We start from the raw sequence: 14,731 nt of genomic DNA, 5'->3' as shown, positions 1-14,731 counted from the left end.
ACTTGCCCCCGATAGCAGTGTGTCAGTCAGCTTACCTGTCACTGATCCGCCGCCATCGGGGTGTAGAACCGTCCCACATTTTTAACGGCGGCGCAGTGTCGGCTCCTTCGCCATGCACTCCACCAGATAATCAATGAACACCCGCAACTTCGGCGGCAAGTATCGCGTCGGTGAGTGCAGCAACCACGCTTCACCATGATACGACGCAATAAAATCCCATTCCGGCAATACCTGCACCAACTGCCCCGCCTCCAAAGCATGTCGCGCCGTGAAATACGGCAAGCTGCCAATCCCCACATGCTGCAACACCGCATCCAGCCGCACGCCCGTGTGGTTCGCCGCATATCGCCCGCGTACGCCGACCGTCACCGCCTTGCCGGCCCGGCGAAACTTCCAGCGTGAATCCCCTGGGGTTTCACCCAGGTAGATGCAACTGTGCTCCAGCAGATCATGGGGGTGACTGGGCGTGCCATGCTCGGCCAGGTATTGCGGCGTCGCACACAGCAAATGTTCAATCGGCAATAGCTGCCGCCCGATCAGACCGGGTGGCGGGCTGTCGGTGATGCGGATGCTCAGGTCGACATTGTCATCGATCAAATCCACATGCCGATCCTCAAGGATCAGTTGCACATCCACCTTGGGATAGCGCCGCAGAAATTCCGGCATATGCGGATGCACCACAAACCGCCCCACCGCCTTGGGCACGCTGACTCGCACCAGGCCTTCGGCTTCATGGGTAAATTGCCCGCTGATTTCCATCACCGAGCGCGCCGCGTTGACCATCTCCTGGCACCGCTTGAACACCTCTTCGCCGCCCTCGCTAAGGCGCAGCTTGCGCGTGGTGCGCTGCAACAACCGGGTTGCCAAGGCCTGTTCCAGGCGCGAAATGCTGCGGCTCACCGCCGAAGGTGAAACGCTCAGCTGCCTCGCCGCCTCGGAGAAGCTGCCGGTTTCCACCACTTTGACGAAAATCGCCATTTCGCCCAGCAGCGGCAAAGGAAGATTGATGCTCATGACGCACAGGTCCATTGATATTTGCATGGATTATCACCTATCAGCGCAGTATTTATACTGCCCGCAGAACCTGAATGCGGATGTAGACGACCATGACCCAGCGCCTGTTTTTCACCCACGATCACCTGACTGCCGAACTGGAAGTGCTCAGTTGCACCCCGCACGCTGAGCAATTCGCCGTTGTTGTGCAGTCGACGATTTTCCATCCCCAGGGCGGCGGCCAGCCATTCGACACCGGGTGGCTCGGCGACAGCCAGGTGCTGCGCGTCATGCAGGAAGCCGAGCATGTGGTGCACTACGTCAATCAACCTGTGGAACCCGGCCCGATCAATGCACGGGTCGATGCACAACGCCGCGCGCTGCACAGCCGCCTTCACTCAGCGGGGCATTTGATTGGCAATGCAGGCGAACGCCTGGGCTGGATGCCGATCAAGGCTCACCATTGGCCGGGGGAAGGAAAGATTACTTTTATCCGCGGCGAAGCCGCACAAACCATGGACGCCGAGGCAATCCAACAGCAAGTCAATCAGTGGATCGCCGCTGACTACTCACGGCAGATGTGGCTGGATGAAGGCACACGCGAAGTCGGCTTCGGCGAACTGCCGGCCTACGCCTGTGGCGGCACCCATGTCCAGGCGTTGGGGGAAGTGGGCCAAGTGACGATCCTGGCCGTGTCGGAGAAGAAAGGCGCATTGTCGGTGCGCTACGAAATCAACTGACATGTCGAGCTCAAAATGTGAAGGAGGCTTGCCCCCGATGGCCATAAGTATCTACACAACTTTGTAGCAGCCTACGTTAACCACGAAGCGAAGCGAGCCGCTTCAACCTGCCAAAAGCCGGTGCACGAGCTCAGGCTGTGGAAAGCAAAGCGTCAATAGGATGTTACCTAGAAACCGTCGAATCTAGGAAAGGCAGGACATGGCTATTTCAGGTCTGAATGGGCTGCGTGATTTCCGCTCACCAGAACAGCATCCTCAATGCCAACATAACCACGACTATATTGAAAACTGACTCCATCCACTGGTCGCCCTTCTTTATCGCAAACTTCGCGCCGGCATTTGCACCCAATAACGTGCCAATAACCAGACAACATCCGTACTGCCAGTTAATGATGCCGCTGACGCCGAAAATGATTAGTGAACCCACGGAGAGTACTAACCCGCCGACTTTGCGGGTCCCCACCGATTCGCTGATGGTTTTCCTAAAAAAGATAATGAATAAATACGTCGAAAGTTTAGCTTGTCCACCGAATAACCCGCCGATCATGCCTACTGGGATAAAGAGGATATAACCAAACAGACGCCTGATTGCTGAGGGAGGTGTTTCGCCGCTACGAGGTTTTTTTATAAGGGACAACGCGACGAGCAGCAATGTCAGCCCGCCAATTACTTTGTGCAACAGCGCAGGATCTATTTGAAGAAGAACGCTCGCTCCTCCCAGAGCCCCAACCAACCCCAGTGCCGCAGCTGGAAAGGCCAGTGCATAATCGACCTTTCCCTGATTATGAAAGTGTCGCAGTCCTGCAACCATAGTGCCTACCGAGGCCAAGCGCGCTGTGGCGATCGACGACTGAGGCGGAATCCCCAGCCAGATCATCACCGGAACGGTTAAAAACACACTCCCACCGGTATTGGTCCCGACGAATCCCGTTATTATTCCGAGAAAAACCAGACCGACGCCTGTCAACCACTCATGACTCATCATGTTGAGATGCTCGCATAAGATTCAAGGCGCCGTTTACTCGCTCAAGTAAGCAGGGTCTATCCAGTGATAGCAATTTCTGCTTCGGGAATTGGCGGTCACATGAAGCTTTGCGGTATGTACGAAGCTGTACTCGCCAATGATCGGGCGCCGTCGATCAAAGGCGTCGCCCAGCTCTTTCGAAACGATGTTGCTGAGCTTAAGAATTTTTGAGGCTTTGCCGCTGCAAGCTATCGAGTTGAAGTGCAAATTAGTAATCAGAAGGCATGTTTCGGTGATGCCGCATCGTTCGCCAATGCCATTGACCGTGCAGGAAATAAAAGTAGCACCCGCCTGAATGGAGGCCAAGGTATTTGCCATCGCCAAACCTCTATCGTCATGGAAGTTAACTTCGAGGTCAATGTCAGGTAATGATGTCCTGATTAGTTTAATAGTCGCCTGAACCTTGAAAGGTTCGCAAATCCCTAATGAGTCTGCATAGCAAATTCGGTCCGCTCCGGCAGCTTGAACAGATCCAGATCACTCATTATCACTTCAAACAGACATGGATTTTTACCAATTATTGCAGGGCACAAATAGGCTTCCAATACTGCAAGCATTGTTTCGGGAGTATCCCCTTGGGCAGGATACCCTCTCGATATAATCCCCGATTCTCCCCACCCAATGAGTCCTGTGTCTGTCGTAAGCTTTAACACTACATGCCGGCCTTTGGCGGTTATATTGGTTGCGGTTTGATAAGGATTTTTATAGGGCACTTCTGTCAAGAACACTTCAGCTTTAGCAACGAGCATAGAGTAACTTCCTGTTGGCGACCATGGATGCTGGAACTTAAGTGAAATGTACTTGGTTGATCGGAGCAATATCAAGCATCGCGGCTCGGGTATCGCCGCCCACCAACATGAATAAAATTTCATGTTTTCGCGTATTGATTTTTTTCAAACCACTGATTGGTTTTTTCCCTATTGAATTCAAAGCAATTTTATTTATGACACTTTTTCACACCAGGCGGTTTGCTATCCGTCCTTCCCGCTCTTTATAATCACTTCCGCCTCCGTACCCGCTAAATTATAGATATTTAATCTAAAAATCCAAGATAGGTTGGCGCTGATTAAAGGCTGGCCCCCCCACTCCACTTTAATTTTACTGGATCAATCTTCGGCAGCAGCAAAAGTTTGGACGGAGTTCGGTGGTCGCTATCTGGATGCAAAGAGCGAGAGCAATTGTCTGGTCAACCGGCTTTTTTACTCTTGCGGATGCATGTGACTGAGTCTGAAGGATGGGTAAAAATCGTATGCTGCGTTTTTGAGCCGCAATAACAGTCTGCTATCCGGTCTACCTGGTGGCCAGCCCGCAACGCTACAACCCGCCCGGCGTGGGTAGGCACCAGCGGGACAGCCCCTACGCTAGAGCCTTGAACGTGACGGATGAGTACCCCGCGCCTCATCCTGGCCAGCATTGACCTAGGGCATCTGGGTAATGGTAGTGTGTAGAAATGTTTCTGCCTTATCGGTCAGAAACACCCTACTCACGCCCTGCAAAGGAATGCCTCTAACCATGCACTTTCCACTGAAAAAACTCGCGGCCGCCACCCTGTTCGCCGCCAGCCTTGCAGCCGTCACCCCAGCTGCGCTCGCCAACATCACGCCTGAACAGAACACCGCGATTCTGAAGAGTTTCAGCGACACATCGGTCAGCGATTTTCGCAGTTTCCTCGGTGCCCTGGCTAAAGGCGACCTGGGCAAGAGCGGTGACATCGCCCCGGCCATCAGCGCCTTTCTCGATAACAAAACCCTGAGTGCCGACCAGCAGAACGAGATCAACCGCCTGCTGGGCATTTACACCCGCGTGAAGTACGGCAAAGCCGCGCTCGAGACCCTGCGCGAACTGGTGGAAATCCCGACGTTCAACGTCGACGGGCTACCGCAGTATAAAAACCCGGAATTCCTCAAGATCGCCGACAAAATCCAGGCCCTGGCCAAGTCTTTCAACCTGAACTTCCGTAACGTCGATAACCGCGTGTATGAAATTTCCCTGGAAGGCAGCAGTAAAGAAGTGGTCGGTGTGCATGCCCACGCCGATGTGGTACCGGTGACGCCGGAAAATTGGGTGCTGCCGGATGGCACCAAGCTCGACCCGTTCAAGGTCACGCTGATCGGCGACCGCATGTATGGCCGTGGCACCGAGGACGACAAGAACGCGATCGTCGTGGCGATGTACGCCATGAAAGTGATCAAGGAAGAAAAGCTGCCGCTGGCGCGTACGTTCAAGCTGCTGGTGGACACCACTGAAGAAACCTCCGGTGACGCCATTCCTTATTACTTTGAACGCAACCCCGTGCCGCAATACAACCTCGCGCTGGATGGCGGTTACCCGGTGGTGATTGCCGAGAAAGGCTCGGGCACTGTCATGGCCACCTTCCCGGTGCGCAAGGGAGAAGGCACCGGCGCGGAGATCATCGCAATGACCGGCGGCAAGGCCACCAACCAGATTCCGTCGGTATCGGTCGCCACATTGGTCAGCGATAACCCTGCTGAATTAGCGGCCAGCCTGCAGCAGGCCGGGGATGACTATGCCAAGCGCAATGGCGGCAATTTCCAGGTGACCGCCAAGGTCGACGGCAAGAACGTCAAACTCACCGTCACCGGCGTGTCGGCCCACTCTTCCGAGCCCGAATCCGGGGTCAACCCGGTGGCACGTATGCTGGAGTTGATCCACAGCCTCGATGGCAAGATTGCCCTCCAGCACAACCACATCACCGATGCTGCGAAGTATGCGGCGGACAACTGGGGCCTGGATTACCTGGGCGGCAAATTGGGCGTGGGCTTTGCCGATGACTTCATGGGGCCGCTGACCACCTCGCCTACCTTTGTCGGCCTGGATGACAAAGCCTTAAAGCTGGCGGTGAACCTGCGCGCGCCGAAGGGTAAAACCCCGGAGGCACTCAAGGCACAGCTCGAGCAGAAACTGAACGCCTGGAACGCGCACGCCAAGGTCAACGTGAACTTCACCTATTCGCTGGATAAACCGATGTACCGCAACCCCGAGGGGGAATGGGTAAAAGCGTTGCTGGCAGTGGCCACTGAAAACCTGGGCATGCAGCACAAGTTCGGCACATCCGCCGGCGCCACCTCCGTGCACGACCTGCCCAACGGCGTGCAATTCGGCCTGGCCCGCCCGGAACAGAAATACACCGGGCACACTGACGGTGAGTTCAAGACCGTCGAGCAGTTCCTGCTGGACCTGCAGATCGTTACGGAAATGATGGGGCGTGTCGGCCAGTTGCCTAAACTCTGAGTCTCTAATGTGGGAGGGGGCTTGCCCAGGGCTTGCACCATCAGCATATCTTCAAAGACCCCACCGACCGCTGAGTGGGATGGCACAGCTGGATCTCCAGCACCCAGGCCATTTCACTCAGTGCAATCTCCAGGTCGGCCAGTTGCTTGCTCTCGGGACCACAGACTAGTGGTGCGCAGCGGCCAGCAGTTCTCGCCGCTGGGCCAGCCGGAAAATGCGTTGCGGTTGGCTCAGCCGGCCAACAGCCTTCAGCGCCAATGACTTCAAGAGGTGGGCGCTGTTTTTCGCAGACAAAAAAAAGCCACTCGTTTGAGTGGCTTTTTCTTTGAATTGGAGCGGGAAACGAGACTCGAACTCGCGACCCCGACCTTGGCAAGGTCGTGCTCTACCAACTGAGCTATTCCCGCAAATGGCGTCCCCTAGGGGACTCGAACCCCTGTTACCGCCGTGAAAGGGCGGTGTCCTAGGCCACTAGACGAAGGGGACACGCTACTGAAACACATGGTGTGTATTTCAGTGCCCAGAGGCCTCGTCCGAAGACGTGGTCCTGGTTTCACTCAATGCCGCCCGAGGGCCACACTGCTTGTAAATTGGAGCGGGAAACGAGACTCGAACTCGCGACCCCGACCTTGGCAAGGTCGTGCTCTACCAACTGAGCTATTCCCGCATATGGCGTCCCCTAGGGGACTCGAACCCCTGTTACCGCCGTGAAAGGGCGGTGTCCTAGGCCACTAGACGAAGGGGACACACGTACAACATTCACTCCCTACCGCGTTTCGCTGTGTGCTTTACGCTGTAAGTGGCGCGCATTCTATGGATGGATTGAAAGGTCGTCAACCCCCAAGGATAAATTTATTTAAATCAATGACTTCGCCCCGTTGAGCGGCCTGCGCGGGCATTCTGCTGCGCCCAAGCCCTGGCGCCTATATTCTGACGCGCCACAAGGCGCTATAGTTGCCATAGGCAAATGATGGCAATGTGCATCCATGCAGGATCACTTTACCTATATAGAAGAAACTACCTGGGCAACTGGTCGAACAGTCCTATCCGCCGGTTAGCGCAGTCACTACACTCCACAGCAAACCCTATAAAGAGGTCACACCGGTGACACCACTCATGATCACCCTGCTGGTAATAGCCGGGATCGTAATACTGATCGCCATTGGCTACATGAACCATGTGGTGGAAAACAATAAGCTGGAAAAGAAGCGTACCGAGATCGAGCTCAATGATCGGCTGCGTCGCTGTGGTGAAATCACCGAGACCTTTCCCGGCCAGTTGATGACGCCGGCGCTCAAGCTGTTGCTGACCCGCCTGGAACTCAACGTCAACCAACGCCTGCTGAACCTCAACAAGTCCAGCGCCGCGCTCAAGGCGCGGATCGCCGAGCTGAATGCAATGATCGCCCAGGGCGAATCGATTCCGGTGGCCAACCCGCCCGCGCCGATCCAGACCGAAGCCAAGGCCAAGGATGTGCGCTTCCTGCTCGAAGCACTGCATGGCCAGGTCACCCGTGCAGCCCAGGACGGCTTTCTGCCGACCAACGAGGCCAAGCACTGGATCAAGGAAATCCGCCATATCCTGGTGCTGCTGCACATCGAGTTTTTCAACAACCTGGGCCAGCATGCCCTGCAGCAAGGTCAGCCGGGGCAGGCGCGCCTGGCGTTCGAGCGTGGCGTGCAGTACCTGCGCAAACAACCGGAGCCCGTGCTGTACAGCGCACAGCTGCAATTGCTGGAGTCGCAGTTGGCCCGCGCCAACTCCACGGTGTTGACCAACAGCGCGCCAGCCGAGAACGAAGTCAACGAACTGACCGAAGGCCTGAAAGTCGTCGACGCCGATGCCGAGTGGAAAAAGAAAGCCATTTACGATTGAGTGCCGCTGGCCCCGTCACGGGCCGGCCTTCCAGGTGCAGGAGCGAGCTTGCTCGCTCCTGTCTGCGCCGCACATGACGGTGCCATCAGTTTGCATCTATCCCCCCGCCCCCGACTAGCGTAAAAAAGTGCCCCTCACTCCGTGAAGTTAGAGGCCTGCTATGCCTGTCGCCGTGATTGATGGACAACCGCTGCACTATATCGACCAGGGCACCGGCCCGGTCGTCCTGTTGGGTTCGAGCTACCTGTGGGACCGCGACATGTGGGCACCGCAGATCGAAGCGCTGTCGCAGCAATACCGTGTGATCGTCCCTGAACTGTGGGGCCATGGCGAGTCGGGCACGCTGCCTGCGCAAACCCTGTCCCTTGATGACCTGGCACGTCACAACCTGGCTTTGCTCGACCAGCTGGACATCTCACAGGTCAACCTGGTGGGCTTGTCGGTCGGCGGCATGTGGGGCGCCCGCCTCGCCTTGCTGGCACCTGAACGCGTCAACAGCCTGGTGCTGATGGACACCTACCTCGGCGCCGAGCCGGACGCCACGCGCCAGTATTACTTCTCGCTGTTCAAGATGATCGAAGACGCCGGCGCTATCCCGCCGCCGCTGCTGGATGTGATCGCGCCGATTTTCTTCAGGCCGGAAATCGACCGCGAATCAGCGCTGTATCAGGATTTTCGTCAGTCGCTGCAGGATTTCCCCCGGGAACGCCTGCTGGACAGCGTGGTGCCCCTGGGCCGCTTGATTTTCAGCCGCGCAGACACTCTCGATCAGCTTCATCGCCTGGATTGCGATACCACCCTGGTCATGTGCGGCGAGCAGGACAAGCCGCGGCCACCTGCGGAATCCCGGGAAATGGCCGAGCTGATCGGCTGTGCCCTGACGTTGATTCCCGACGCCGGGCATATCTCCAGCCGGGAGAATCCGGACTTCGTCAATGAGGCGCTGCTGACGTTCTTCGCCAACAACGCCTGATCGCCTTCCCCTCTGATCGCGGCGCCCCGGCCGCGATCAGAGGCGAAAGTGCCCCACCATGCCCTTGAGTTCCGCGCCCAGCTGCGCCAGCTGGATGCTCGAGGCGGCATTGCCTTGCATGCTCAACGCCGATTGATCGGCACTTGCCCGGATGCTGGTGACGCTGCGGTTGATCTCTTCGGCCACCGAGCTTTGCTCTTCAGCCGCTGCGGCAATCTGCTGGTTCATCTGCTGGATCAATGACACCGCCGCTGCAATGCTGCCCAGGGCGCTCTCGGTTTCCAACGCATCGCTGACCGCCAGCTTCACCAGTTCGCCGCTTTGTTGAATCTGCTGCACCGACGACTGCGCCGCGCTGCGCAAGGTGCTGACCAGGCGTTCGATTTCTTCGGTCGATTGCTGAGTGCGCTTGGCCAGGGCCCGCACCTCATCGGCGACCACCGCAAAGCCGCGCCCTTGCTCCCCTGCGCGGGCCGCTTCGATCGCGGCGTTCAGGGCGAGCAAGTTGGTTTGCTCGGCGACGCTCTTGATCACGCCCAGGACCGTGCCGATGTTCTGGATCTCCGCGCTGAGGCTTTCGATACTGGCGCTGGCACTGTTGCTGGACGTGGCCAGCAATTCAATGCGCTGCAAACTCTGGCGCACCACCTGTTGGCCGCTGTCGACCTTGTCATCCGCCGTCTGTGCGGCTTGCGCGGCCTCTTCGGCGTTGCGCGCCACGTCGTGCACCGTGGCGGTCATCTGGTTCATCGCCGTGGCCACCTGTTCGGTTTCTTCCTTCTGGCTGCTGACTTCGACGTTGGTCTGCTCGGTAACGCTGGACAGCGTCTGCGCCGAGCTGGCCAGTTGCTCGATACCGGCCTGCAACCCGCTGACCATATGGCTCAGGCCGTTGCCCATCTGCTGCATCGCCTGCATCAGTTGGCCGATTTCGTCGCGGCGGCTGACCTCCATGCGCCCACTCAGGTCACCGGAGGCAATCTGCTGCGCCACTGCGATCACACTGCGCAGCGGCGCCACGATCAAGCGGGTAATCACCCAGGCCGCGATCAGCCCCACCAGCAGCGCCAGGGCGGATGAACCGATGATCAGCAGCGTGCTTTTGCCCAACTGCGCCTGCATCGACTGGTCTTCGGCGTCATAGGCCTGGTTGACTCGGCTGACCACCTGATCGGCGCGATCATGCAATTGTTTGTAAACCACTTTTTCCTGGGCCAACAGGCCGGTGTACTCGCCGAGCTTTTCGCTGAACGCCGCGATATGCCCGGACACTTCATTGAGCACGGTCTGGTAGCCGGGGTCCTTGACCGAGGTTTTCAGTTGTTCGGCCTGAGCCAGCGCCTGGTCGGCCTGTTCGATCTTGCCCTGCTCGGCCTCCTCCGCATCGGCCTTGCGGCTCTGATCCAGGCGTAGCCGCGCTTCGTTCATCGCCTGCAGCATCAACCGCGACACCTGGCTCACCTGCCCTGCCTGCTCGATAAACTCGGCACCCGCCTTGCCCTGGCTTTCCTTCAGGCCATAGGCGCCATCGTCCGCCAGGCCGGCCTGCAACACATCGAGGTTATTGGCCACGCTGGACACTGACCAACTGGCCATTTCCAGGGCCAGGTCCTTGGCCTGGGTCAGTTCGACGAACTCGTCGAACGCCTTGCGGTAGGCCGCCAGGGCTTGCTCGACATCGGTCATGACCGGCACGTTGGCAGCGGACTGGGCCTTGAGACTGGCCGCCAGCGCGGCCAGCGCGTCGACACTTTCATGCAGGGCGTCAACAGCCTTGGGGTCGGCGTGCAAGGCGTAATCCTGTTCGATCAGGCGCACCTTCTGCAGTTCACTGTTGAGCGAAGACATGCGCTTGAGGCCTTCGAAGCGCTGGCCAACGGTTTGCAGCGACCATACGCCAATGGCCGCTATCACTGCCGTCAGCAGCAGCACCAGGGTAAAACCCAAGCCCAGTTTTTTCGCCATACCGAGGTTGGCGAAACGTCGTTGCGCGCCCGAAATCATTGCACTTGAGTCCTCTTGCAATGGCAGATGCCATAAACCCGCTTACCAGCAGCGAGAGTCGCAATCACGGGGCACTGAACACAAGTCGTGGGCGCCACAATAATGGCAAAAAGCTACACACCCGTCGTTTTCAGAATGGTCGAGGTCGATCTGGCGGGCCCCAGGGCACGAAACAGCGCCAGCGCTCGCGGATCAGCTGCGTAGGCCACGTTGATGCGCAACCACTCGCAGCACTCACCCGCCGGGTTGAACAGCATGCCCGGCGCCAGCAGCACACCGAGATTGCGGGCACACGCCTGCACGCGCGAAGGGTTTTGCGCGCCAGGCCGCGCCCACAGGAACATGCCGCCGGCGGGTACTGCAAACACTTGCCATTCTTCATCCTCCAGCACCTGCAAGGTGGCGGCCATTTGCGTATTCAGGCGCTTGCGCAGGCGCTGCACCCACTTGCGGTAGGCGCCGTTGACCAGCAACGTGGCCACTATCGCTTCGGCAAAGCGTGAGGTGCCGATGCCCGTCAGGGTCTTGAGTTGCGCCAGTTGCGCGATGATCGCCGCACTGGCGCTCAGGTAGCCCACGCGCAAGGCGCTGCTCAGCGTCTTGGAAAAACTGGAGACGTAGATGACACGGTCATCATGGGGCAACGCCGACAACCGCGTGCAACTGGCGTGCTGCAGATCGCCGTAGACGTCTTCCTCGATGATCAGGAAATCCCGGCTGCATGCCAGCGCCAGCAAACGCTCGGCCACCGCACGGCATAGGCTGGTGCCGGTAGGGTTGTGATAGAGGCTGTTGATGAACAAGCATTTGGGCCGATGGCATTGCAGGTGCGCCTCCAGCACCTCGATATCCGGGCCGCTGCGCGTGCGGGGCACTTCCAGCAACGTTACCCCGTGAAACGCCAGTTGCCGGTAGAGGTTGCCATACCCGGGGGTCTCGACCACCACCGTATCGCCGGCCCTGAGCAGCGTGCGGATGAGCAGGTCCAGGGCATGGCTGGCGCCATGGGTGGTGAGAATGCAGTCGAGACTGCTGGGCACGTGAATCTGGGTCAGGCGCTTGAGCAATTGTTCACGCAGGGCCGGCAGGCCCAGAGGCGTGCTGTAGTTGAACAGGCCTGCGGTGTCGGTGCGGCTGACTTCGCGGATCGCATAGCTGATGTCATCGCTCTCGCGCCAGGCGTCCGGCAGCCAGCCACAGCTGAGCTTGAGCTCGCCTAAAGGGCTGTCGGTAAACCTGCCCCAGCCCTGTTCGGCGCCTTCGTACCACTGGTTCTCCTGAATGCTCGCGGGCTGCGCCACGACGAACCCCGAGCCTTTTTTCGAGGCCAGCATGCCTTGGGCCTCCATCCGTTCGAATGCCTCGATCACGCTGGACTGGCTGAGCAGGTTGTCGAGGGCCAATTGCCGCACAGACGGTAAGCGTGTGCCGGGGCTCACCCCATGCTTGCCAATCCATCCCGCGACTGCGCTGATGATTTGCTGCACCACCGGTACCGGGGCTTGTCGATCAATCCCTAAATCCATGAGCCACTCACTTCAACTGTTTGTTATTCAACCCAAACAGTTAAGCACAGAAGCCCAATAAAACCCGCTCCAAACTTTTATTAAAGTATTGATTTTATTGGGTTTTTTACCTGGTGATACACATTCGATCGCGGCTTTGTGCCAGCTATGGAAACACCCCACAACACCCCCAGTCCTTTTCGAACAGGTTGCAGTGTGAAGTCTTAAATCGCCGTGGCACCGCCGTCCACCGCCAGGGCCTGACCGGTGGTGAAGGCCGCACCATCACTGCACAGGTACAACACCGCGCTGGCAATTTCCTCGACCTTGCCAATGCGCCCGACCGGGTGCATCGCTGCGGCAAATTCGGCCTTGCGCGGGTCAGCTTCATAGGCGCGGCGGAACATGTCGGTATCAATCACCGCCGGGCAGACCGCATTGACGCGGATTTTCTTTTTCGCGTACTCGATGGCTGCCGACTTCGTCAGGCCGATCACCGCATGCTTGGACGCCGCATAGATGCTCATTTTCGGCGCCGCGCCCAGCCCCGCCACCGACGCCGTGTTGACGATGGCGCCACCGCCCTGGGCCAGCAACAGCGGCAGTTGATACTTCATGCACAACCACACGCCTTTGACGTTGACCCCCATGATGGCATCGAACTCATCCAGGCTGCCGTCAGCCAGCTTGCCCTTCTCGATCTCGATCCCGGCGTTGTTGAAGGCATAGTCCAGGCGGCCGTAGGCGGCGACGGTCTGCGCCATCAATTGCTGCACATCCGCCTCCAGGGTGACGTTGCAGCGCACAAACAAGGCTTCGCCACCCGATTGCTGAATCAATGCAACCGTGCCCTCGCCGCCCGCCACATCGAGGTCGGCCACCACCACTTTCAAGCCTTCGGCGGCGAACGCCAACGCGGTCGCGCGGCCAATACCGGCGGCGGCGCCGGTCACCAGGGCGACCTGGCCGGAAAACGTCATGCTCATGGGAATGTCCTTTTGGGGATTGATAGCCGTCGAGCGAGTCTAGCCAATCAGGAGAGTGACGCGTCAGCACTATCAGAAGGCCGGTTGGCGCTGCATGCGTCCGGGTGATAAGGCCACCGGGCTGACTATCAACCCCGTCTATCGGCAAGCATTCGCGTGGCTCGAACAACCTTGCTCACAGGCGGTTCCTTGTCTATCACTCATACTCCCCTCTAAAGAGTTGCCGCCATGACTGCCCAGACCAACCGCCAGTTCCTGCTTGCCAAACGCCCGGTCGGCGCCGCCACGCGGGACACCTTCACCTTTCAGGAAGTCCCGGTAGGCACGCCGCAGGACGGGCAGATACTGGTGCGCAACGAGTACCTGTCTCTGGACCCCGCCATGCGCGGCTGGATGAATGAGGGCAAGTCCTACATTCCGCCTGTCGGTCTCGGCGAAGTGATGCGCGCATTGGGAGTAGGCAAGGTGATTGCCTCCAACCACCCGAATTTTGCGGTCGGCGACTACGTCAACGGCGCCTTGGGCGTGCAGGATTATTTCCTGGGCGAGCCGCGCGGTTTCTACAAGGTCGACCCGAAACTCGCGCCCCTGCCGCGCTACCTGTCTGCGCTGGGCATGACCGGCATGACCGCTTACTTCGCGCTGCTGGACACAGGTGCCCCCAAGCCCGGCGAGACCGTCGTGATCTCCGGCGCGGCCGGTGCGGTCGGCAGCATTGCCGGGCAGATCGCCAAACTCAAGGGCTGCCGCGTGGTGGGCATCGCCGGGGGCGCCGACAAGTGCAGGTTCCTGGTGGACGAACTGGGCTTCGATGCCGCCATCGACTACAAACACGAAGACGTACCCGCCGCCCTCAAGCGTGAGTGTCCCAAAGGCGTGGATGTGTACTTCGATAACGTTGGCGGCGACATTCTCGACGCGGTGCTCAGCCGCCTGGCGCTGAAGGCGCGGGTGGTGATTTGTGGGGCCATCAGCCAGTACAACAACAAGGAAGCCGTGAAAGGCCCGGCCAACTATCTGTCATTGCTGGTCAACCGCGCACGGATGGAAGGCTTTGTGGTGATGGATCACGCAGCGAACTTTGCCGCTGCCGGGCAGGAAATGGCCGGTTGGATGGCGCAGGGCAAGCTCAAGAGCAAGGAAGATATCGTTGAAGGGCTGGAGACGTTTCCCGAGACGTTGATGAAGCTATTCAACGGCGAGAACTTCGGCAAGCTGGTGCTGAAGGTCAGCTGATACAGGATAGACAAATGTGGGAGCAAGCCCCCTCCCACAGGGGATCTTCATTGTTCAGGAAATGGCGTGGGCGCAATGGCTGTGCACAGTGATAACTGACGAAACCGAATCAAAATGTGGGAGGGGGCTTGCTCCCGATGGCG

12 protein-coding genes, 4 tRNA genes and 1 pseudogene are annotated in these 14,731 nt (G+C 58.6%); 5 read left to right on the top strand and 12 right to left on the bottom strand.

All coding sequences use genetic code 11. The features are described from left to right. Positions 1–81: 81 nt before the first annotated feature. Positions 82–1,014: a LysR family transcriptional regulator gene (locus tag C4J86_RS09500; protein ID WP_124372408.1), complete on the bottom strand. Its 933-nt coding sequence runs from the start codon at positions 1,012–1,014 to the stop codon at positions 82–84. A gap of 92 nt (positions 1,015–1,106) precedes the next feature. Between C4J86_RS09500 and C4J86_RS09495 the strand changes: the two genes are divergently transcribed. Next, positions 1,107–1,733, top strand: coding sequence for an alanyl-tRNA editing protein (locus C4J86_RS09495; RefSeq protein ID WP_124370197.1), 627 nt, complete (start codon positions 1,107–1,109; stop codon positions 1,731–1,733). A 238-nt stretch (positions 1,734–1,971) separates the two neighbouring features. On the opposite strand, the gene C4J86_RS09485 is transcribed toward C4J86_RS09495, so the two are convergent. From C4J86_RS09485 to C4J86_RS09475, 3 genes are read right to left on the bottom strand one after another with little or no spacing between them, the layout of a single operon-like run. Further along, entirely contained in the window at positions 1,972–2,718 is a 747-nt protein-coding gene (locus tag C4J86_RS09485) for a sulfite exporter TauE/SafE family protein (RefSeq protein WP_124366456.1), read from the bottom strand. Between the two features lie 33 nt (positions 2,719–2,751). Further along, a complete protein-coding gene (locus tag C4J86_RS09480) occupies positions 2,752–3,177 on the bottom strand; it encodes a hypothetical protein (RefSeq protein ID WP_256681416.1) in 426 nt (141 codons plus the stop codon). A 2-nt stretch (positions 3,178–3,179) separates the two neighbouring features. Then, entirely contained in the window at positions 3,180–3,506 is a 327-nt protein-coding gene (locus C4J86_RS09475; RefSeq protein ID WP_164487768.1) for a hypothetical protein, read from the bottom strand. 763 nt (positions 3,507–4,269) lie between these two features. Here C4J86_RS09475 and C4J86_RS09470 point away from each other — a divergent pair. Beyond that, positions 4,270–6,009, top strand: coding sequence for a dipeptidase (locus C4J86_RS09470; RefSeq protein WP_124370194.1), 1,740 nt, complete (start codon positions 4,270–4,272; stop codon positions 6,007–6,009). 331 nt (positions 6,010–6,340) lie between these two features. Here C4J86_RS09470 and C4J86_RS09465 read toward each other — a convergent pair. The 4 genes from C4J86_RS09465 to C4J86_RS09450 form a co-directional block, all read right to left on the bottom strand. Further along, positions 6,341–6,416, bottom strand: a tRNA-Gly gene (locus C4J86_RS09465). Between the two features lie 3 nt (positions 6,417–6,419). Then, positions 6,420–6,495: transfer RNA gene (locus C4J86_RS09460), tRNA-Glu, on the bottom strand. 105 nt (positions 6,496–6,600) lie between these two features. Then, a tRNA-Gly gene (locus tag C4J86_RS09455) sits at positions 6,601–6,676 on the bottom strand. A 3-nt stretch (positions 6,677–6,679) separates the two neighbouring features. Next, positions 6,680–6,755 (bottom strand) — tRNA-Glu (locus C4J86_RS09450). 370 nt (positions 6,756–7,125) lie between these two features. On the opposite strand from C4J86_RS09450, the gene C4J86_RS09445 reads away from it, so the two are divergent. Further along, on the top strand, positions 7,126–7,884 hold the full coding sequence (locus C4J86_RS09445) for a hypothetical protein (protein ID WP_124370193.1): 759 nt from the start codon (positions 7,126–7,128) through the stop codon (positions 7,882–7,884). Positions 7,885–8,044: 160 nt separating this feature from the next. After that, positions 8,045–8,857 carry an alpha/beta fold hydrolase gene (locus tag C4J86_RS09440; protein WP_124370192.1) on the top strand — a complete coding sequence of 271 codons (813 nt, stop codon included), beginning with the start codon at positions 8,045–8,047 and terminating at the stop codon, positions 8,855–8,857. Between the two features lie 36 nt (positions 8,858–8,893). Here the strand turns inward: C4J86_RS09440 and C4J86_RS27340 are convergent, their stop codons facing one another. From C4J86_RS27340 to C4J86_RS09425, 4 genes and pseudogenes are all read right to left on the bottom strand, one after another. Beyond that, complete coding sequence (locus tag C4J86_RS27340) at positions 8,894–9,736, bottom strand: methyl-accepting chemotaxis protein (RefSeq protein ID WP_372238205.1); 843 nt, start codon at positions 9,734–9,736, stop codon at positions 8,894–8,896. Between the two features lie 18 nt (positions 9,737–9,754). Next, positions 9,755–9,979: pseudogene (locus C4J86_RS27335) on the bottom strand (HAMP domain-containing protein); the annotation flags it as partial. 995 nt (positions 9,980–10,974) lie between these two features. Continuing rightward, positions 10,975–12,387, bottom strand: coding sequence for a PLP-dependent aminotransferase family protein (locus tag C4J86_RS09430; RefSeq protein ID WP_124370190.1), 1,413 nt, complete (start codon positions 12,385–12,387; stop codon positions 10,975–10,977). Between the two features lie 203 nt (positions 12,388–12,590). Next, a complete protein-coding gene (locus C4J86_RS09425; RefSeq protein WP_124370189.1) occupies positions 12,591–13,352 on the bottom strand; it encodes an SDR family oxidoreductase in 762 nt (253 codons plus the stop codon). Between the two features lie 228 nt (positions 13,353–13,580). Between C4J86_RS09425 and C4J86_RS09420 the strand changes: the two genes are divergently transcribed. Then, on the top strand, positions 13,581–14,588 hold the full coding sequence (locus C4J86_RS09420) for an NADP-dependent oxidoreductase (RefSeq protein WP_124370188.1): 1,008 nt from the start codon (positions 13,581–13,583) through the stop codon (positions 14,586–14,588). Positions 14,589–14,731 lie beyond the last annotated feature (143 nt).

The organism is Pseudomonas sp. R2-7-07, assembly GCF_003852355.1.
Lineage (GTDB): Bacteria > Pseudomonadota > Gammaproteobacteria > Pseudomonadales > Pseudomonadaceae > Aquipseudomonas.
This window is presented reverse-complemented; position numbering and strand designations above follow the sequence as displayed.

Coding starts and splice junctions, on each gene's coding strand:
- C4J86_RS09445 (WP_124370193.1), top strand. CDS start 7,126: ATGATCACCCTGCTGGTAATAGCCGGGATCGTAATACTGATCGCCATT.
- C4J86_RS09475 (WP_164487768.1), bottom strand. CDS start 3,506: ATGCTCGTTGCTAAAGCTGAAGTGTTCTTGACAGAAGTGCCCTATAAA.
- C4J86_RS09425 (WP_124370189.1), bottom strand. CDS start 13,352: ATGAGCATGACGTTTTCCGGCCAGGTCGCCCTGGTGACCGGCGCCGCC.
- C4J86_RS09500 (WP_124372408.1), bottom strand. CDS start 1,014: ATGAGCATCAATCTTCCTTTGCCGCTGCTGGGCGAAATGGCGATTTTC.
- C4J86_RS09420 (WP_124370188.1), top strand. CDS start 13,581: ATGACTGCCCAGACCAACCGCCAGTTCCTGCTTGCCAAACGCCCGGTC.
- C4J86_RS09495 (WP_124370197.1), top strand. CDS start 1,107: ATGACCCAGCGCCTGTTTTTCACCCACGATCACCTGACTGCCGAACTG.
- C4J86_RS09485 (WP_124366456.1), bottom strand. CDS start 2,718: ATGATGAGTCATGAGTGGTTGACAGGCGTCGGTCTGGTTTTTCTCGGA.
- C4J86_RS09470 (WP_124370194.1), top strand. CDS start 4,270: ATGCACTTTCCACTGAAAAAACTCGCGGCCGCCACCCTGTTCGCCGCC.
- C4J86_RS09430 (WP_124370190.1), bottom strand. CDS start 12,387: ATGGATTTAGGGATTGATCGACAAGCCCCGGTACCGGTGGTGCAGCAA.
- C4J86_RS27340 (WP_372238205.1), bottom strand. CDS start 9,736: ATGGTCAGCGGGTTGCAGGCCGGTATCGAGCAACTGGCCAGCTCGGCG.
- C4J86_RS09440 (WP_124370192.1), top strand. CDS start 8,045: ATGCCTGTCGCCGTGATTGATGGACAACCGCTGCACTATATCGACCAG.